This window comes from Streptomyces sp. NPDC032940, from assembly GCF_040636935.1.
Lineage (GTDB): Bacteria > Actinomycetota > Actinomycetes > Streptomycetales > Streptomycetaceae > Streptomyces.
The window spans coordinates 59,833-78,915 of record NZ_JBEZVJ010000012.1; the positions used below are offsets into that span (position 1 = coordinate 59,833).

Below are 19,083 nucleotides of genomic sequence, written 5' to 3' on the forward strand. Positions count from 1 at the left end.
ACCGCTTTTCTACGCCAACCGCTTTTCTACGCGGACCGCTTTTCTGCGCGGACCGCTTTTCGCGCGGGGCGCGGGGTGTGTCAGCAGGCGCCGAGGTCCTGCCAGACGCCCCACTGGCCGGTGGTGCCGGGCTCCTCGCCCGTCGTCCACCACTTGGCCTTCCAGGTGTGGCCCTCGTGGGAGACCTGCTGGCCGCCGGTGTAGACCGCGCCCGGGGACCAGGGGGCCGCCGTGCACTGGCTGCCGTTGCCGCCGGTGACCGTCAGCGCGTACGTGGTGCTGTGGCTGCCGGACGGGCTGGTGCCGGTGACGGTGACGGAGTAGGTCCCCGAGACCGCCTCGGCGGTCGTGGCGAGCGTGAGCGTCGAGGAGCCGCCGGCCGTCACGGACGAGGGGCTGAGCGAGGCGGTGACCCCGGCCGGCACCCCGCTGACGCGGAGCGAGACCGTCTCCGCCTCACCGGTCTTCACCGCGGTCTTCACCGTGGTGGTGGCCGAGGCGCCCGCCGTCACCGTGCCGGAGGCCGGGGCGGCGGACAGCGAGAAGTCGTTCTCCGGCGCGGTGCTGCCGCCGGTGAAGGGCGCGAAGATGTGGGAGAAGTCCCAGGTGTTCTGCTGGATGCCCGAGCAGTTGTCGGCCGCGCCGCCGCCCGCGCAGCCGCCGTTGTCCCGCTGGAGCGCCCAGAAGGAGAGCGTGTTGACGCCCTTCTCCAGGGCCCAGTCGTAGACCGTGCGGGCGTTGGCGAGGGTGAAGGTCTCGGCCGGTCCGAAGTCGTCGACGCCGATCATCTCGATCACGCCGATCATGTGCCACAGCTCGGCGGAGGACTTGTCCGGGTAGAGGCGGGCCAGCACGTCGTGCAGCCCCTGGGTGGCCGTCTGGGTGTCCTTGGCCATGTCGTGGGGCTGGTTGTCGTAGTAGTCGAACGTCATGAGGTTCACGACGTCGACCTTCGTGCCGTTGCGCACGGCGTTCTCGAGCAGCGCGACGCCGTTGTCCGCGAGGCCGCGGGTGGTCGTGGGCAGCGTGTAGGAGATCTCGATGTCCCGCCCGTTCGCGGCGGCCCAGTCCTGGACCAGCTTGATGGCCTTGTTGCGGCGGTCGATGCCCGCGGTGTTGTCCAGGGAGTCGATCTCGATGTCCATGTCGAGCCGGGTGACGTCGTAGGTCGTGATGACCTTCTCGTAGGCCGCGGCGATCTGCTGGACGTCGGTGCAGCTGTCGGCGATCTCGGTGCCGGTGGTGTCGGCCGTGTACCCGCCGAAGGAGGGGATGACGTCGCCGCCGTTCGCCTGGATGGCGTCGAAGTCGGCGCCGAAGGTCGACTGCGCGATCGGCATCGACGTGTCGCCGTTCCAGTACGGCGTGCAGGAGCCGGCCGTCGCCGTCTGGAGGAAGGCCATCGTGAGGTGCTTGGCACCCGACTGCGCGGCCAGCGCGGCCGGGCTCTCTCCGGTCCAGGCCTCGAAGTACGGCGCGAAGACCCGCTCCGGCAGCGGCGTCGCGGCCTGGGCCGTGCCGGTGCCGGACAGGGCGAGGCCCACCGCGGCCACGGTGGTGGCGGCCGCGGTGAGGGCCGCGCGGATGGAACGCATGCGTCTCATGTCAGTCCCGGTGTGTGTGGGGAGGAACGTCGATTCCCTTGCCGTGCTGGGGTGTTGCCGGGTACGGGGATATCGCCGGAGCACCTGGGGACGCAATGGTCTGGACCAGAATGGGACTAGACCAATTCATCGGGCCGGGCGTCTCCCGGCCCGGCCACCGCGCGCCCGCCGGACTGGACCACACGGGTAAAGGACTCCCCAAGCTCCCCCGGGCACCCCGGCCCGGACATCGCGGCGGGGATGACGTAGAACGGTCCGTCGCGGGGTAGGGCCGAACGCGTGACGTACGACGCACCGCCCGGACACGTTCCGCCGGGGCGGAACATTAGACTCGACGAGCCCGGCAACAGCTCTACTGCAAGGAGGCACGGGTGCCGCTGCTGACCCGCATCACGGGACCGCGCGATCTGGACCGGCTCAGCCTGGAAGAGCTGGTCCGGCTGGCAGAGGAGATCCGGACCTTCCTCGTCGACGCCGTCTCCAAGACCGGCGGCCACCTCGGCCCCAACCTCGGCGTGGTGGAACTCACCCTCGCCCTGCACCGCGTCTTCGACTCGCCGAAGGACAAGGTGCTCTGGGACACCGGCCACCAGTCCTATGTGCACAAGCTGCTCACGGGGCGCCAGGACTTCTCGAAGCTGAAGATGAAGGGCGGCCTGTCCGGCTACCCCTCACAGGCCGAGTCCGAGCACGACGTCATCGAGAACAGCCACGCCTCCACCGTCCTCGGCTGGGCCGACGGCATCGCCAAGGCCAACCAGGTCCTCGACCGCGACGACCACGTCGTCGCCGTCATCGGCGACGGCGCGCTCACCGGCGGCATGGCCTGGGAGGCGCTGAACAACATCGCCGCCGCCAAGGACCGCCCCCTCGTCATCGTCGTCAACGACAACGAGCGCTCCTACGCGCCCACCATCGGAGGCCTCGCCAACCACCTGGCGACCCTGCGCACCACCGACGGCTACGAGCGCTTCCTGGCCCGCACCAAGGAGGTCCTGGAGCGCACCCCGGTCGTCGGCCGCCCGCTCTACGACACCCTGCACGGTGCCAAGAAGGGCCTCAAGGACTTCATCGCCCCGCAGGGCATGTTCGAGGACCTCGGCCTCAAGTACGTCGGCCCCATCGACGGCCACGACATCGAGGCCCTGGAGTCCGCCCTCACCCGCGCCAAGCGCTTCGGCGGCCCCGTCATCGTGCACTGCCTCACCGAGAAGGGCCGCGGCTACCAGCCCGCCCTCCAGGACGAGGCCGACCGCTTCCACGCCGTCGGCAAGATCCACCCCGACACGGGCCTGCCCATCTCCACCTCCGGCGCCGACTGGACGTCCGTCTTCGGTGACGAGATGGTCAAGATCGGTGAGGAGCGCGAGGACGTCGTCGCCATCACCGCCGCCATGCTCCAGCCGGTCGGCCTCGACAAGTTCGCCAAGCGCTTCCCCGACCGCGTCTACGACGTCGGCATCGCCGAGCAGCACGGCGCCGTCTCCGCGGCCGGCCTCGCCCACGGCGGCGTCCACCCGGTCTTCGCCGTGTACGCCACCTTCCTCAACCGCGCCTTCGACCAGGTCCTGATGGACGTCGCCCTGCACAAGTGCGGCGTCACCTTCGTGCTGGACCGCGCCGGTGTCACCGGCACCGACGGCGCCTCCCACAACGGCATGTGGGACATGTCGATCCTCCAGGTCGTCCCCGGCCTCAGGCTCGCCGCCCCGCGCGACGCCGACCAGGTCCGCGCCCAGCTCCGCGAGGCCGTCGAGGTCGACGACGCCCCGACCGTGGTCCGCTTCTCCAAGGGCGCCGTCGGCCCCGCCGTGCCCGCCGTCGGCCGCGTCGGCGGCATGGACGTGCTGCGCGCCCCCGGCACCGACACCCCCGACGTCCTCCTCGTCTCCGTCGGCGCCCTCGCGCCGATGTGCCTGGAGGTCGCCGACCTGCTGAACAAGCAGGGCATCACCACCACCGTGGTCGACCCGCGCTGGGTCAAGCCCGTCGACGAGGCCATGGCCCCGCTCGCCGAGCGCCACCGCGTGGTCGTCACCGTCGAGGACAACTCCCGCGTCGGCGGTGTCGGCTCCGCCGTCGCCCAGGCCCTGCGCGACGCGGGCGTCGACGTGCCGCTGCGCGACTTCGGCATCCCGCCGCGCTTCCTCGACCACGCCTCCCGCGCCGAGGTCCTGGCCGAGATCGGGCTCACCGCGCCCGACATCGCCCGCCAGGTCACCGGCCTCGTCGCCAAGCTCGACGGACGGTACGAGCGCACCGGCGCCGAGGTGGACTCGGTGGAGGCCGCGCGCGACTGACGTACGGCCGGATGGGCAGGTTCTCCACTCGTTGCAGTGGTGAAACCTGCCCATCCGCGTGAATTGGCTCATGCCCGGGCATACGCACTAGGCCCCCTCACGATCATGTCGAGGACGACAAGCGTCGGAGGTACCCGTGAGCAGCAGCCTTTTCAGGACCAAACAGATCGAGCAGTCCATCCGGGACACGGAGGAGCCGGAGCACGCGCTCAAGAAATCCCTGTCCGCGCTGGACCTGACGGTCTTCGGCGTCGGTGTCATCATCGGCACCGGCATCTTCGTGCTGACCGGCACGGTCGCAAAGAACAACGCCGGGCCCGCCGTCGCCCTGGCCTTCGTCGTCGCGGGTGTGGTGTGCGCGCTCGCCGCGCTGTGCTACGCCGAGTTCGCCTCCACGGTCCCGGTGGCCGGCTCCGCGTACACCTTCTCCTACGCCTCCCTCGGCGAACTGCCCGCCTGGATCATCGGCTGGGACCTGGTCCTGGAGTTCGCGCTCGGAACGGCGGTGGTGGCCGTCGGCTGGTCGGGCTACATCCGCTCCTTCATGGACAACGCCGGCTGGCAGTTCCCCGAGGCCCTCGGCGGCCGGGAGGGCGCCGACGGATTCGGCTTCGACATCCTCGCCGCCGCCCTGGTGCTGGTGCTCACCGGCATCCTCGTCCTCGGCATGAAACTGTCGGCCCGCATCACCTCGCTCGTCGTCGCCATCAAGGTGACCGTCGTCCTCATCGTGATCATCGCGGGCGCCTTCTTCATCAAGGGCGCCAACTACGACCCGTTCATCCCCGACGAGCAGCCGGTGGAGGCGGGCGGAGGGCTGCACTCACCACTGATCCAGCTCATGTTCGGATGGGCGCCGTCCAACTTCGGCGTGATGGGCATCTTCACCGCCGCCTCGGTCGTCTTCTTCGCCTTCATCGGCTTCGACATCGTCGCCACGGCCGCCGAGGAGACGAAGAACCCGCAGCGCGACATGCCCCGGGGCATCCTCGGCTCCCTGTTCATCTGCACGGTCCTGTACGTCGCCGTCTCGATCGTCGTCACCGGCATGCAGCACTACACGCAGCTGTCGGTCGACGCCCCGCTCGCCGACGCGTTCAAGGCCACCGGTCACCCCTTCTTCTCGGGCGTGATCAGTTTCGGCGCCGCCGTCGGCCTGACCACGGTGTGCATGATCCTGCTGCTCGGCCAGACCCGCGTCTTCTTCGCGATGAGCCGCGACGGACTGCTGCCGCGCTTCTTCTCCGTCGTCCACCCGAAGTTCCGGACGCCGTACCGGCCGACGATCCTGCTCGGTGTGATCATCGCGATCGTCGCGGGCTTCACCAGCCTGAGCGAACTGGCCGAGCTGGTGAACATCGGCACCCTGTTCGCCTTCGTCGTCGTCGCCATCAGCGTGGTCATCCTGCGCCGCACCCGCCCCGACCTGCCGCGCGCCTTCCGCACCCCGCTGGTCCCGCTGCTGCCGATCGTGTCCGTGGCCGCCTCGCTGTGGCTGATGCTGAACCTGCCCGCCGAGACCTGGGTCCGGTTCGGCATCTGGATGGCGATCGGCTTCGTCGTCTACTTCCTCTACGGCCGCACCCACAGCCGCCTCGGCCGCGGCGAGGACGCGAAGGCCCGCCCGTCCGGCGGCGGCACTCCGTAGTCACCGCCCTCCGTCAATCCGGCCCCGTATGTCACCCCTCGGGTGATACGCGGGGCCGGTTAGCGTACGGCCATGCACGCTCGGCTCCTCACCCCGTCACGCTCCGTACCGACCGCGCGTGAGGGTGCCGGCTACTGGCCCCGTCTGCTGCCCCTGCTCGCGGCACTGGCCTGCGTCACCCGCGTCCCCTCCTTCACCCGCCCCCTGTGGAACCCCGACGAGGGCTACCTCGCCGTCCAGGCCGGCCTGCTCGCGCACGGCGGGGAGCTGTACGAGACGGTCGTCGACCGCAAGCCGCCACTGGTTCCGTGGCTGTACCAGGCGGCGTTCGCGGTGGCCGGCTCCGGGTCGCTGACGGCGGTGCGGATCCTGGCGGTCCTCGCCCAGCTCGCCACCGCAGCGGTCCTCGCCTCCCTCGCCCGACGCCGCTGGGGCGACGGCGCCGGCCGGACGGCGGGGGTGCTGTACCTGCTGATCTCCGTCGGGCTCAATCCGGAGGACGCCCAGGCGGCCACCTTCGAGGTGTTCATGCTGCCGTGCACGGCCGCCGCGTTGTGGTGCGCCGACCGCCGCCGTCCGGTCGCCGCCGGTCTCGCCGTCGGCTGCGCGTTCCTCGCCAAGCAGACCGGCGGCGCGGTGCTGCTGCCGGTGCTGTGGCTGTGCTGCGCCCGGCGGGGCGGCACCGCCGGGCGGGGCGGGGCGGCACGGGCCGGGGCCGCGGGGGGAGTGCTGGCCGGGACAGTGGCGCCGGTACTGGGCGCGGCCCTGGTCACCGACCCGGCGGGCTTCCTCTTCTGGACGGTCACCGGGTCCGGTACCTACGCGTCCCTCGGCGGATCCGTACTCCCGGTCCTCGGCCGGGCGCTGGCCAACACCGGCGTCCTGGCCGTGGCCTGCGCGGGACTGCTCCCGCCCCTCCTGCGGTCCCCGCGCGCCGCCCGCCCGGGCACGGCCGGCCTGTGGCTGTGGCTCGCCGCGTCGGCCGGGGCGGTCACGGCGGGCCTGCGCTTCCACGGCCACTACTACCTGCAACTCCTGCCGCCGCTGGCCCTGCTGGCCACGGCCGCGCTGCGCACCGCTTCCCGGGAGCGCCGGGTGCGCGCGCTCGGTGTCACGGCGTCCTGCTGCGCCCTGTTCCTCACCTGGGGCCTGCTCGCCCCCCGCGCCGAACTCGACCACGCCCGCCGCCTCGCCGACACCGCCGCACACCGCACCCGAGCGGGCGACCGCGTCCTGTTCTGGGGCATGCACCCCGAGGCCTACTGGTTCGCCGGCCGCACCCCGGCCAGCCGCTACCTCACCGCGGGCCTGCTCACCAACTACGGCGGCGGCCGGGACGGCACCATGGTCGGCGAACGGTACGGGGTCGAGGGCGCCTGGCGGACGCTGCGCGCGGAACTGACCGCCCACCCGCCCGCCCTCGTCGTCGACGACTCCCGGGGCGAGCCCTATGCGCCGGACCGCCTGCCGACCCTGCGGCGCCTGCTGGGCACGGCGTACGAGGAGGCGGGAGAGGTGGACGGGGCGGTGCTCTACCGGCGGACGGGGGCGCCGGGGGAGTAGGTCACAGGCCGCGGACGGTCACACCGGCCTGACCGTCCGCGGTCCCGCCACCTCCGCGCCCAGCTCCGTCACCCGGCGGCGCAGCTCGCGGTCCGCCGTCACCACCAGGACGGGACGGCCGGCGGCCCGCGCGACCAGCTCGACCATGTGGTCGTCCCCGCTGCCCGGCGCCGCCTCCACCCGTACGCCGGGCACGGAGTCCACCCCGCGCGCCGCGCCCTCGACGACCAGGACGATCTCCACCGGACCGGCACGCCCCGGCACCCCGTCCGCCGCCAGCCGGTCGCGCAGCCGCTGTGCCGCCCCGCGCCGGTCCCGCCACCATCCGTCGGGCACGGACCCCACGACGTTGGCGCCGTCGACGATCACGAGGAGGGGTCCGCTGTCGCTCATGCGGCCAGGGTCGCACGCAATGACACCCGGCCGGAGCGGTCCGGCGGGCGACGGCATAAAATGATCAGGTGAACGGCGAGTGGCTCATACGCGGCCGGGACGGCCGACTCAGCGTCTACCTGGTCACCCAGGACGCTGTCCTGTGCCGTGCTGAGCAGGTGCCCGGCGGCACCTGGGACGCCCCGCGCAGGACGGGCGGGGACCAGCGGGTGCACCCGGGTCTGGCGGTCGGCCAGGGCGCCGACTCCTACGCGCACCTGGTCGCCTGGCGCCCCACGGTGCCCGGCGAGTCGGGCCTGGTGCACTCCACCCACTTCCGGCCCCTGCTGGCCGCCCTGGACTGGGAGCCCGTGGGGCATCCGAACGGCAAGGGGGACCGCACCGGCAGGCCCGCCGTCGCGGTCGACCCCCAGGGCCGCGCGCACGTCTTCGTGCGCAACGCCGCCGGCGGGCTCGGCATGCGGGCCCAGAAGCAGAAGGGCGGCTGGGGCCCGTGGCGTGACCTCAAGGGCGCCGACCTCCAGGGCGCGCCCGTCGCGGTGGCCGGCCGGGGCGGCCGCATCGAGGCGTACGCGGCCGGGGCCGGCACGGTCCAGCACTGGCGTCAGGAGGCGCCCGGCACCGAGTTCCAGCTGGTCGACGCCGTCGAGGCCGCGGCCCGCCCGGACACACTGCGCGCGCTGGCCACCTCCGACGAGAGCACCACGCTGTTCTTCACCGACACGTCCGGCACCCTCTGCGCGTGGCGCCCCGGAGCCGACCCCGTGCCGGTGCTCTCCGCGGCGGGCGCCGGCCCGGTCGCGGCCCTGCGCTGCGAGCTCGACGGCCACGACTGCACCCTGCTGGCCCAGTGCTCGTCATCCGGCCGGGTCGCCTTCGCGGCGTACCCAGCCGAGCAGGAGTCCGCGGGCGCCTGGTGGACCGAGTCCGGTCCTCGACTGCCCGCCGACGCCGAGGTCTCCCTCGCCCTGGACGCCGACGACCGGGTGGTGGCGGCGGTCCTGTCCCCGTCGACGGGCAGCCTCCTGCTGACCCGCCGCAAGGACGAGCCGGGACTGGCGCTCACGGCGTGGGAGACGGTCTGACGCCGCACACCTGGCCCGCCGTCACGCGATCTCCATGACCCGTTCACCGCGCGGCCATCCTATGATGAGCCCGCTCGGTCTCTCGTACACAGGTTCGGGAGAGGCGGACCGGCCGCGCCGAGGGTCACGGAAGGGGCGGGTCTCGTCATGCGGACCAGAACCGGGCGCGGCACAGCCCGGGGCGGAGAACTCCCCGGGACCGAACGGCCGCCGGCCCGACGGCACGGCGCCCGGCGCGCCCTGGGCGGTCGATGGCTCGTCCTCGGCAAGGACGGCCGGCTGACCGCGTACGCGCGCACCGACGAGGGTCTGCTGCGCTGGACCGAGACGAGTCCGGGCGGGCCGGCGTGGGCCGGGCCGGACCTCTTCCCCGTGCCGCACCTGACCCATCTGTCGGTGACTCAGGGCGCCGACACCTATGTGCACTTCCTGGGCAGGCGCGAGGTCCCCCGGCAGGACGGCCCGCCCGCCGTCGACGTCGTGCACGCCATCCAGTACCAGACCGGACGCCCGGTCACCGAGTGGCGGTCGCTGGGCAATCCGCACGGGGACCGGGAGAGGGCGGGCCGTGTGGGCGTCCCGGCGGCGGCCGTCAGCGCATCCGGCCGGGTGTACGTCTTCGTGCGCAACGCGGGCGGCGGGGTGATGCTGCGCCGGGAGGCGCCCGGCGGCCAGTGGGAGCGGTGGCACGATCTCAAGGGCAGCGGCGTGCACGACGGTCTCGCCGCCGTCGCCCACGCGTCCGGGCGCATCGAGCTGCTGGCCGGCGGCGGGGACAACGCCATGCGGTGGTGTCAGCACGAGCCCGACGGCGAGCTGCGGCGGGAGCTGAACATCCCGGTGCGGACGGTGCCCGGGACCGCCTCGGCGCTGGAGACCGCGCCGGACCGCGCGACGTACTACTGGGCCGACCCGGAGGCGGGCGGCATCGTCGCACACCGACCCGGGGGCTGGCTGATCCCGCTCGGCGGTGCCCCGGCCGCCGAACCCGTCTCCGTGCTGCGGGCGCCGGTCGACGGGTACGACTGCACGGTGCTGGCCCACCGCGATGCCGGCGGGGAGGTCGCGCTGGCCGCCTTCGGTACGGAGAACGAGCAGTCGGGCGTGTGGTGGACGCCGACCGGCGAGCACAGCGAGGCCGCCCCGGCACTGGCCCGCGATGCCCTCGGCCGCGTCGTGCTCGCGGTGCAGGACAGGGACGGTTCGCTGCGCGTCGCCCGGCAGACCGGCGAGCCGGGCCTGGCGATGACGCCCGCCGTGTCCGTCTGACGCCGGGGCGCCGCCGGGCTCAGTTGCCGCCCGTGGCGGGGGACTTCTTGGCCGGCTCGGGGATCTCCGCGTCGCTGCGGACGGCCTTCCACAGTTGCGAGGCCTGCGGCTCCGCGGCCACCACCCGGTTCGGGTCGATCTTGTCGTAGGCCACCGGAAGCATGATCGTCTCCATGGTGGCCGGGTCGACGCCGTTGAGGCTGCGGCCGAAGTCCGCGAGCTTGGTGAGGGAGGCCAGCTCGGAGTCGGTGGTGAGGGCGGAGGTGAGCTCGTCGGCGATCTTGTAGGTCTTCGTCGGGCTGCCCAGGAGGTCCTGCTTCTTGATCTCGGACAGCAGGGCCAGCATGAACTGCTGCTGAAGCCCGATGCGCCCGAGGTCGCTGCCGTCGCCGACGCCGTGCCGGGTGCGGACGAATTGCAGGGACTGGGTGCCGTCGAGCCGGTGGGTGCCGGCGGTCAGGTCGAGGCCGCTGGAGGAGTCCTTGATGTCCTGGTCCACGGTGACGGTCACCCCGCCGATCGCGTCCACCAGGCCCTTGAAGCCGGCGAAGTCGATCTCCATGTAGTGGTCCATGCGGACGCCCGACATCTGCTCCACCGTCTTGACCACGCACGCCGGACCGACCTGCGAGTAGATGGAGTTGAACATCACGCGCTTCGCCGATTCCACCTCGCCGCCGTCGGACGCGGTGCACGCGGGACGGGTGACCAGGGTGTCGCGCGGGATGCTGATGGCGACGGCGCTGGTGCGGCCCTCGGGTATGTGCATCACCAGGGCCGTGTCGGAGCGTGCGCCGGCCACCTTGCCGGTGTTCAGCCCGGCGTTGGCCCCGGCCCGGGAGTCGGAGCCGAGGATCAGGATGTTCTGTCCGGAGGTCGGGAGCTTCTCGGGCCGGTCGTCGCCGATCGCCTTGTCGATGTCGACGCCCTCGATGTTTCCGTCCAGGCTGCTGTACAGCCAGTAGGCCGTGCCGCCCGCCGCGAGCAGCAGCACCACGAAGGTGCCCAGCACGATGCGGAGTATTCGTGAACGACGTGTGCGCTGTCGGCGGCCCGTGCCGCGGGAGGCTCTTCGGCGGCCGGAGCGGGTGCTGGAGTCGGGAGCGGGATCACTCATGACGGAGCACTATATGCAGGCCGATCAGGCATTGCGGCACCGTCCCCGCGGCATCGCGGACGTTTTCCGAGGGCGTCGGAAGGTTGTACGGAAACGGCGTGGGATTGTTCACGTACACCGTTGTGTTGCGCAATATTTCACGTCTGGACTTTTGGCGTACTCATATGTGAAGGTTCTGTGACTCGCTCAACCCGTGCGCATGTTCGATGGCGTGCGGGTTGAGGGTGAGTAGAACAGATCGGACTTATGGGCAGCAAACGGTCTGTCTTCGCTCGGTGATCGGGGGGCAGCGCCGCCTCTTCGTGATGCCGGCGCGGGACCGGTAGCGGCATGGATGGTGAGTGCCTCGTGATCGGTTCCGGAAATCCGGAGTCCGGATCTCTCGTGTCCGCGTACCGGGCGATCGTGCCCACGACCGCCCGCCGGGGCATCGCCCGCAAAGTGCCCACCCCGCTGCGTTCCGCCGTCAAGCAGTCGTTGTCCACCGTCGACGCCGTCAGCTCGGCCGCGATCGTCTGGGCCATGGGCGGCCGGCGCAACGCCCCGCGCCACGGCGGCGACCACACCGTCCGCGTCGTCAGGGCCGGCAGCCGGCACATGCGTGCCCACCTGGTCGAGGGCGCCACCGCCTGGGCGGCCCGCGCCCGCAACCTCCACCTGCTCGTCACCGCGCTGGAGTCCGCCGGCATCGACCACTTCTGCATCCGCGGCACCGGACGCGAGGCGCCCACCGTCGCCGTGCCGGCCGCCCTGCGCCGTGAGGCGGAGCAGGTGCTGCGGGCCGTGTTCGAGGCCGCGCCCGGATACGCGGGTCCCGCCGGCGACGACGACGGGGCCATGCACCCCGGCGACGAGGAGCGCAGCTGGAGCCGGCTGCGCCGGCACGACGTGCTGCGCGTCGCCTGGTACGTCACCGACCTCACCGGGCAACTCGTCTTCGGGGCCGGCTACGGCTGCGACCTCGAGTTCTGGAAGGACATCGACGGCCGTCTGACCGCGCCCCGTCCCAACAGCGTCATCACCGACTTCACCGACACCGGGGACCGGGTCGAGGCACCGCAGGCCCTCTTCAGCCTCATCCCCGGTGTCTACGGCACCGGACTCGCCCGCACGCTGCCCGAGTTCACCCGGCCGCTGCCCGACGACCACCTCTTCCCCATCGACGTCGTCTACACCTGGGTCGACGACTCCGACCCCGTGTGGGCGGCCGAACGCGACGCCGCCCGGACGGGCCTGCCGGGAGTCCCCGCGCCCCGGCTGCACTCCCAGGCCGCCAACGACGCCCGCTTCACCAGCCGCGACGAGCTGCGCTACTCCCTGCGCTCCCTGCACCAGTACGCGCCCTGGGTCCGCACCATCCACCTGGTCACCGCCGGACAGGTGCCCGCCTGGCTCGACACCGACGCCCCCGGCCTGAACGTGGTCGACCACCGCGACATCTTCTCCGACCCCTCGGCCCTGCCGACCTTCAACTCGCACGCCATCGAGAGCCAGTTGCACCACATCGAGGGCCTGTCCGAGCACTTCCTCTACCTCAACGACGACGTGTTCTTCGGCCGGCCCCTCACCGCGGGCCACTTCTTCCACGCCAACGGGCTGAGCAAGTTCTTCCAGTCCAAGGCACTGGTGCCGAGCGGCCCGGCCGGCCCCGACGACCTGCCGGTCAACGCCGCCGGCAAGAACAGCCGGGCCCTGATCGAGCGGTCGTTCGGCACCCGGGTCGCGCAGAAGATGAAGCACACGCCGCACCCGCTGCGGCGCGACGTCCTCGACGACATCGAGCTGGTCTACGCGGACGAGCACCGCCGCACCCAGCACGCCCGCTTCCGATCGCCCCACGACGTCCCCATCACGTCGTCCCTGCACCACTACTACGCCTTCCACACCGGCCGCGCGACCACCGGCAGCCTGCGCTACGTCTACATCGACCTCGCAGGGGAGCTCGCCCAGCGTCGCCTGGACACCCTGCTCGCGCGCCGGAACTTCGACACCTTCTGCCTCAACGACACGGTGGTGCACCCGGACCCCGAGGCGCAGGAACACATGGTGCGCTCCTTCCTGGAGCGCTACTTCCCCGTGCCCAGCCGGTTCGAGCTGCCCCCGGGCGTGACCGGGCCCACCCGGCTCGCCGACCGTCGGGCCCTCCGTCCGCTCGCCGCCGACCGCCACGACCACGCCCCTATCGACGGAGCCCCACGATGAAGCGCCGCCCCCTTCGCGCCGTCCGCCGCCGAGTGCGCCGCGCCGGCACCCGCGTCCGATCGGTGCTCCTGCGCCGGGTCTTCCTGCCCTGGCGCGAGGACCGCGCGGCCGTACTGCGCTACGCCGCGGTCCTCGACGGCCAGACCGTCAACCTGCACGCGAGGATGCCGGACTGGGTGCCCGCCGACGAACACGCCCGCCTCGAACTGCGTCGCGGGGGACGCCGTCACACCGCGGAGGCCCGCGTCTACCACGACCACGACGGCAGCGTCCTCATGGACGCCGCCGTGCTGCTCGGGCGGGAGGTCGGCGGCCTCCCGCTGAACTCCGGACGGTGGAAGATCCGGCTGAAGGCGAAGAAGGGTCTGCGCAGGAGGGCCCTGTCCCTGCTGCTCCTCGACATGCCGAGGCCCTACGCCGGCCCCACCCGGCCCATGGAGGCGTCGGCCGTCACGGGCGCCCGCTACCGGCTGGGCCGCACCGTCACCGGCAGCGCCCGGGTGACGTGCAGCCCGGCCCCGCCCTCGGTGGAGGTGGTCCGAGTCCAGACGTCCCACAGCGGGGTCGACATCACCTTCCGCGTCGTCGGCGGCCGGCCCGAGGCGCCGTGGGCCGAGTTCGTCGCCTCCGGGCGCCGGCTGGAGGCCGAGGTCACCGAGCTGGACGACGGCCTGTGGCAGGTCTTCGCCCCGCTCCACCTCATGGTGCCGCGCCGCGACCGCCCCGAGCAGTGGGACGTCGTCCTGTGCTCGGACAACCTGCGCGACCTGCGGCTCGGACGACGCCTGCACGACGTGCGCAACCCCAAGCGCGTGTTCGCCATGCGCGAGGCCACGGTCACACCCGTCGGCCGCACCCCCATGCTCGTACTGCCCCGCTACACGCCCGCGGGCAACTTCCGCATCCAGTGCAGCCCGATGGCGGAAGCCGCGTAACCGGAAACCATGAAGATCACTTTTCTCCTGCTCACCGCGGACGCCGTCGGAGGCACCGAACGAGCCGTCTTCAACCAGGCCGCCGAACTCGTCGAGAACCACGACGTCCGCGTCCTGAGCATCCTGAAGACCCAGCCGCAGCTGTTCTTCCCCGTCGACGAGCGGATCCGCGTCGACTACCTGATCGACCGGACGGGCCCCACGCCCGTACCGCTGCGGCCCACCGGACTCGGCCCCGAGGCCTGGGCCCAGGTCGCCGACCGGCCCAGCACGCTGGTGGACCCGTCGTGGGAGGCGGCGTTCAACCGGCTCACCGACCTGGAGCTGGAGTACGCCCTCCAGAACACCGACACCGATCTGCTCGTCACCACCACGCCGGCGCTCATGGCGCTGGCGGTGCAGCTCGCCCCGCCCCGCGTGATGACCCTCCACCAGGAGCACCGGGTCTCCGAACTGCGCGGGCCCAGCGCCGAACCGCTCCTGCGCTACGCCTCCCGGCTCGACGCGCTCGCGGTGCTCAGCGAGCGCACCCGCAACTGGTTCGCCGAGACCCTCGGCGAGAGCGCTCCGCGCATCGACGTCGTACCGAACGCCCTGCCCCGCGGCTTCCGGCCCCGTTCCACCCTCGAGACCCGCAGCGTGGTCATCGCCGGCCGGCTCGTCGGCGAGAAGCAGATCGACCACGCCATCACCATCTGGGACACGGTCGCGCGCCGGCACCCCACCTGGACGCTGCGCATCTTCGGCGACGGCCCGCTCAGCGGTGCCCTGCGGCGCCAGATCGACGTGCTCGGCCTGCACGGCAGCGTCCAGCTCAACGGCAACTCCCCGCACCTCGCCGAGGAGTGGGCCAAGGCCAGCATCGCCCTGATGACCTCCCGCAACGAGGCGTTCCCGCTGGTCCTGACCGAGGCTCAGGCCGCCGGCGTACCCGTCGTGTCCTACGACTGCCCCAACGGCCCCCGCGAGGTCGTCCTGGACGGGCAGACCGGCATCCTCGTACCCGCGAACGACACCGACGCCGCTGCACAGGCGCTGATCCACCTCATCGAGAACGCCCCGCTGCGCCACCGCATGGGCCAGGCCGCCGCGGCCTCGGTCGCCCGCCTCGCCCCGCCCGTGGTCACCGCCCTGTGGGAGAGGATCTTCGCCGAGCTGGAACAGGAGCGCGCCTCGGGACTCCGCGAGGCCCGCAAGGCGGAACGTCAGGCGGTCCACGCCCTGATGAGCGGCCAGGAGGGCATGCTCCGCCCGGCGGCCCCCGCACCCGCCACGACCGTCGACACCAAGGAGCAGCGCGCGCTCGAGGAGCGGCTCCTGCGCTCCGACCGGGGCCTGGTGCGCGACGGCGGACAGCTGTGCCGCCGGCTGGAGAGCGAGACCCCCTGGGACGTCGTCCAGCACAACCTGGGGCTGGTCGCCACGGCCCTGACGCACGCGCAGGTCCCGTACTTCGTCACCAGGGACACCAACGTCCGCCACGCGGTCGCCGTGCACGCCTCCAACCGGGAGGCGACGCTGAAGGCCCTGTCCGCCGCGCACGGCAACAGCGCCGTCTACGTGTCGCTCCTCAACGAGCGCCAGAATCCCACCGCCACCGTCCTCGCCGCCTTCGCCGAGCAGCACGCCCAGACCACCTGCTCGGCGGTGCGCGTGTACCAGAACGCGGTCAGCCCCGCCCGCACGCTCCGGCTGGCGGGCGTCTACGGGTGCACGATCAACTTCTGGGAGGAGGACCCGGAGGACCCCGGCATGATGGTCTCCCCGGTCCGCACCCTCATCGGCGACCGGGTGCCGGTCCACTCGATGCGGGTGCGGGACACGGTGCTGGGCGGCGTTACGTACCCGACCATCGAGCCGTTCGCCCAGACCCTCCACGGAGACGTGACCTTCCCCGTCGACGCCGTCTACACCTGGGTCGACGGAGGGGACGTCGACTGGCTGGAGCGGAAGCACGCGGTGATGCGGGCGCTCGGCATGCAGACCGAGGACTCCGCGAGCAGCGCCGCCCGCTTCCGCGACCGGGACGAGCTGCGCTACTCCCTGCGCTCCATCGACATGCACGCCCCCTGGATCCGCACCGTCCACCTCGTCACCGACCGGCAGGTGCCCGAGTGGCTCGACCTGAGCCACCCGCGGATCCGGGTCGTCGACCACCGTGAGATCTTCGCCGATCCCTCGGTGCTGCCGACGTACAACTCGCACGCCATCGAGAGCCAGCTGCACCACATCGACGGACTGGCCGAGCACTTCCTGTACTTCAACGACGACGTGTTCATCGGGCGCGTGCTCCAGCCGAGCATGTTCTTCCACGGCAACGGCGTCGCCAAGTACTTCATGTCGCCCACCACCGTCCCGATGGGGCCGGTCTCCGCCGAGGACGAGTTCAACATGAGCGCGGCCAAGAACAACCGCGCTCTCGTCGCCGGAGCCTTCGGCCAGGTCCTCGCCCACTCGTTCCTGCACGCGCCGCACCCGCTGCGGCGCAGTGTGCTCGCCGACATCGAGGAGCACTTCGCCGACGCCGTGGCCGGTACGGCGGCGAGCCGCTTCCGCAGCCACTCCGACCTCGCGGTCGCCTCCTCCCTGCACCACTACGTGGGCTACCACACACGGCGGTCCGCGCCCGGCAGCATCAACTGCGGCTTCGTCAACGTGGGCCTGAGCGAGCACAAGCAGCGCCTGGCCCGGCTCCAGCTGAACCGGCCGCACGACGTGTTCTGCCTGAACGACTACCACGACGGCGACGTCACCGAGGACGAACAGGACGCCGTCCTGGCGGCCTTCCTGCCCTCGTACTTCCCCGTGGCCAGCCAGTTCGAGGCCGGATCCCCCCGCAACCAGCGGTTCCATGCCGGATACCTGCCCGGATGGCCCCTGTGACCGTCACCGTCCGCACGTCCGCCGTCCCCGACCGGAGCGCCCACCGACCATGACCCAGCCCACCGAAGCGCACCCCGCCTCCCTCTTCCAGGTCTTCGCGCATCCGGACGACGACCTGTACTTCGTCAACCCCGACCTGAGCCGGCTGCTCGCCGACGGACACCGGGTCACCAGCGTGTACCTCACCGCCGCCGAGGCGGACGGACGCAACGTCGACACCCGCGACCCGCTCAGGGACCGGGCCCCGGTCGACTTCGAGGGTTACATGGAGGCCCGGCAGAACGGGCTGCGCGCCGCCTACGCCACCATGGTCCTCGGCAAGCGGGAGGCGCCCTGGGTCCGGGAGGCCGTGGAACTGGTCCCCGGCGTCGCCGCGGAGCGCTGCTACCTCTCCGAGGCGCCGTCGGTGCAGCTCTTCTTCCTCGGTCTGCGGATGGTGGACACCGCGCACGGCTTCCCCGCCGACCAGCCGCCCGTCCGGCTGACCAGCCTGTGGGACGGACGCGCCGCCCGCCAGCCCACCCTCGTGGGCCCCGAGTCCCCGCTGCGCCAGGCACAGCTCCTCGGCCGCGAGGAGGTCGTCGCCGCCCTGGTGCAGATGCTCGGCTACGTCCAGCCCACGCTGATGTGGACCATGGACCCCGACCCGCTGCACGAGTCCTTCGACGAGGCGCGCGGCATCACGTCCAGCGACCACGCCGACCACACCGCCACCGCCCAGTTCGCCCTGGAGGCGCTCCGGCGCCACCTGCGGGCCGGCGGCCGCCCGCCGCTGACCGAGCACTTCACCGGATACGGCAACAAGACCTGGCCGAACAACCTCAGCGAGCGCTCCTACACCCTGAAGAAGGGGCTCATCGACGTGTACGCGGGTGCCGACGGCCACCCGTGCACCCACCGCTACTGCGGTGACCTCCAGCTCGGCGACGGCGCGGACATCCGGCGCTACGGGTGGAGCACCCGCAGCCGCTACCCCCAGGGCACCCAGTGGCTGCACCTCCAGGCCGACGGCCGGCTCGCCGCCTACGCCGTCCTCGGCGACCAGGCCGCCGTATGGACGGAGACCGATCCGGGCGCCGGCCGCTTCGAAGGTCCCCTGCTGCTCCCCGGCGGCGGCCTCCTGCCGTGCCTCGCCGTCGCCCCCGACCGCACCGGCGGCGTCCACCTGGTCGGCCTGCGCCGCACCATGGGCGAGGAGGGCCGGGTCGACGTCGAGGTCGTGCGCATGTGGCGCCAGGCCCACACCGGCTCGGTGCTGCCCTGGGAGTCGTTTGGCAACCCGGACGAGGCCACGCGGGACTGGCGCCGCTGCCGCGAGGTCGGCGTGCCCGCGGCGGTCGTCGATCCGGCGGGCCATCTCCACGTCTTCGTACGCAACTTCTCGGTCGGCGTCAGCACGCGCCGGGAGACCGCGGACGGACTCGGCCCCTGGGAGGCCTTCGGCGGACGCTGGATGCAGGACTCCCTGACCGCCGTCCTGCGGTCCACCGGCCGCATCGACATGTACGCCACCAACCGCACGGGCGGTGTGCGCTGGCGCCAGGAAGCGGTCTACGGCCCCTTCAAGCTGGAGGACCAGCTGGTCACCGGCGTTCCGGGGACCTGGCGCCCGGCCTCGGGGCTGACCCCCGTACAGATCGGCCGCAACCGCGTGGCCCTCTTCTACCGCGAGGAGGACACCGGTGCCGTCATGCGCCACCAGCAGCGCCCGAACGGCACGTGGGAACAGCGGGTGACACGGTTGAGCGAGGACGGCGGCACCGGCGCGGTGGCCGCGGCCCGCCTCCACTCCGCCGACCGGGACGTCCTCGTCCTCGCCCGCAGGGACGAGCACAGCCGCCCCGCCGTCGCCGTGCTGCCCACCGACGCGCGCGAGGACGGCCTGCCCGACTGGCAGGACCACGCCCTGCGGATGGTCGGGGCGCCGGCGGTCGCCGCCGACGTCCACGGCCGGGCCGTCGTCACGGCGCTCGGCGCCGACGGCCGGCTGCACTGGGCGAGGCTCGAGGAAGCCCGCCCGGGGGCCGGCCCCGGACCCTGGCAGGCGTGCTGACCCGCGGGCCGGAGCGCACGACAACGGAGCG

12 protein-coding genes are annotated in these 19,083 nt (G+C 72.4%); 9 read left to right on the plus strand and 3 right to left on the minus strand.

The window, feature by feature from the left end:
• Positions 1 to 80 precede the first annotated feature (80 nt).
• Complete coding sequence (locus AB0E77_RS17310; RefSeq protein ID WP_361571005.1) at positions 81 to 1,604, minus strand: glycosyl hydrolase family 18 protein; 1,524 nt, start codon at positions 1,602 to 1,604, stop codon at positions 81 to 83.
• Positions 1,605 to 1,975: 371 nt separating this feature from the next.
• On the opposite strand from AB0E77_RS17310, the gene dxs reads away from it, so the two are divergent.
• The 3 genes from dxs to AB0E77_RS17325 all read left to right on the plus strand — a co-directional run bounded on the left by dxs (position 1,976) and on the right by AB0E77_RS17325 (position 7,115).
• Positions 1,976 to 3,904 carry a 1-deoxy-D-xylulose-5-phosphate synthase gene (dxs, locus tag AB0E77_RS17315; RefSeq protein WP_361571008.1) on the plus strand — a complete coding sequence of 643 codons (1,929 nt, stop codon included), beginning with the start codon at positions 1,976 to 1,978 and terminating at the stop codon, positions 3,902 to 3,904.
• A gap of 136 nt (positions 3,905 to 4,040) precedes the next feature.
• A complete protein-coding gene (locus AB0E77_RS17320; RefSeq protein WP_361571011.1) occupies positions 4,041 to 5,552 on the plus strand; it encodes an amino acid permease in 1,512 nt (503 codons plus the stop codon).
• A gap of 72 nt (positions 5,553 to 5,624) precedes the next feature.
• Positions 5,625 to 7,115: a glycosyltransferase family 39 protein gene (locus AB0E77_RS17325; protein WP_361571014.1), complete on the plus strand. Its 1,491-nt coding sequence runs from the start codon at positions 5,625 to 5,627 to the stop codon at positions 7,113 to 7,115.
• A gap of 18 nt (positions 7,116 to 7,133) precedes the next feature.
• Here AB0E77_RS17325 and AB0E77_RS17330 read toward each other — a convergent pair whose 3' ends face one another.
• Complete coding sequence (locus tag AB0E77_RS17330; protein WP_361571017.1) at positions 7,134 to 7,508, minus strand: NTP pyrophosphohydrolase; 375 nt, start codon at positions 7,506 to 7,508, stop codon at positions 7,134 to 7,136.
• A 68-nt stretch (positions 7,509 to 7,576) separates the two neighbouring features.
• On the opposite strand from AB0E77_RS17330, the gene AB0E77_RS17335 reads away from it, so the two are divergent.
• Together AB0E77_RS17335 and AB0E77_RS17340 are read left to right on the plus strand one after the other, a co-directional pair.
• On the plus strand, positions 7,577 to 8,593 hold the full coding sequence (locus AB0E77_RS17335) for a hypothetical protein (protein WP_361571020.1): 1,017 nt from the start codon (positions 7,577 to 7,579) through the stop codon (positions 8,591 to 8,593).
• A 147-nt stretch (positions 8,594 to 8,740) separates the two neighbouring features.
• The gene (locus tag AB0E77_RS17340) at positions 8,741 to 9,862 is read left to right on the plus strand and encodes a hypothetical protein (protein WP_361571023.1); all 1,122 of its coding nucleotides are present in this window, start codon (positions 8,741 to 8,743) and stop codon (positions 9,860 to 9,862) included.
• A 19-nt stretch (positions 9,863 to 9,881) separates the two neighbouring features.
• Here the strand turns inward: AB0E77_RS17340 and AB0E77_RS17345 are convergent, their stop codons facing one another.
• Entirely contained in the window at positions 9,882 to 10,979 is a 1,098-nt protein-coding gene (locus tag AB0E77_RS17345; RefSeq protein WP_361571026.1) for an LCP family protein, read from the minus strand.
• A 348-nt stretch (positions 10,980 to 11,327) separates the two neighbouring features.
• Here AB0E77_RS17345 and AB0E77_RS17350 point away from each other — a divergent pair, with 348 nt between their 5' ends.
• From AB0E77_RS17350 to AB0E77_RS17365, 4 genes are read left to right on the plus strand one after another with little or no spacing between them, the layout of a single operon-like run.
• Positions 11,328 to 13,181: a stealth family protein gene (locus AB0E77_RS17350; protein ID WP_361571029.1), complete on the plus strand. Its 1,854-nt coding sequence runs from the start codon at positions 11,328 to 11,330 to the stop codon at positions 13,179 to 13,181.
• A complete protein-coding gene (locus tag AB0E77_RS17355) occupies positions 13,178 to 14,116 on the plus strand; it encodes a hypothetical protein (RefSeq protein ID WP_361571031.1) in 939 nt (312 codons plus the stop codon). The genes AB0E77_RS17350 and AB0E77_RS17355 overlap by 4 nt, the downstream gene beginning before the upstream one ends.
• A gap of 9 nt (positions 14,117 to 14,125) precedes the next feature.
• A complete protein-coding gene (locus AB0E77_RS17360; protein WP_361571034.1) occupies positions 14,126 to 16,999 on the plus strand; it encodes a stealth conserved region 3 domain-containing protein in 2,874 nt (957 codons plus the stop codon).
• Between the two features lie 49 nt (positions 17,000 to 17,048).
• Positions 17,049 to 19,052 carry a PIG-L family deacetylase gene (locus AB0E77_RS17365; protein WP_361571037.1) on the plus strand — a complete coding sequence of 668 codons (2,004 nt, stop codon included), beginning with the start codon at positions 17,049 to 17,051 and terminating at the stop codon, positions 19,050 to 19,052.
• Positions 19,053 to 19,083 lie beyond the last annotated feature (31 nt).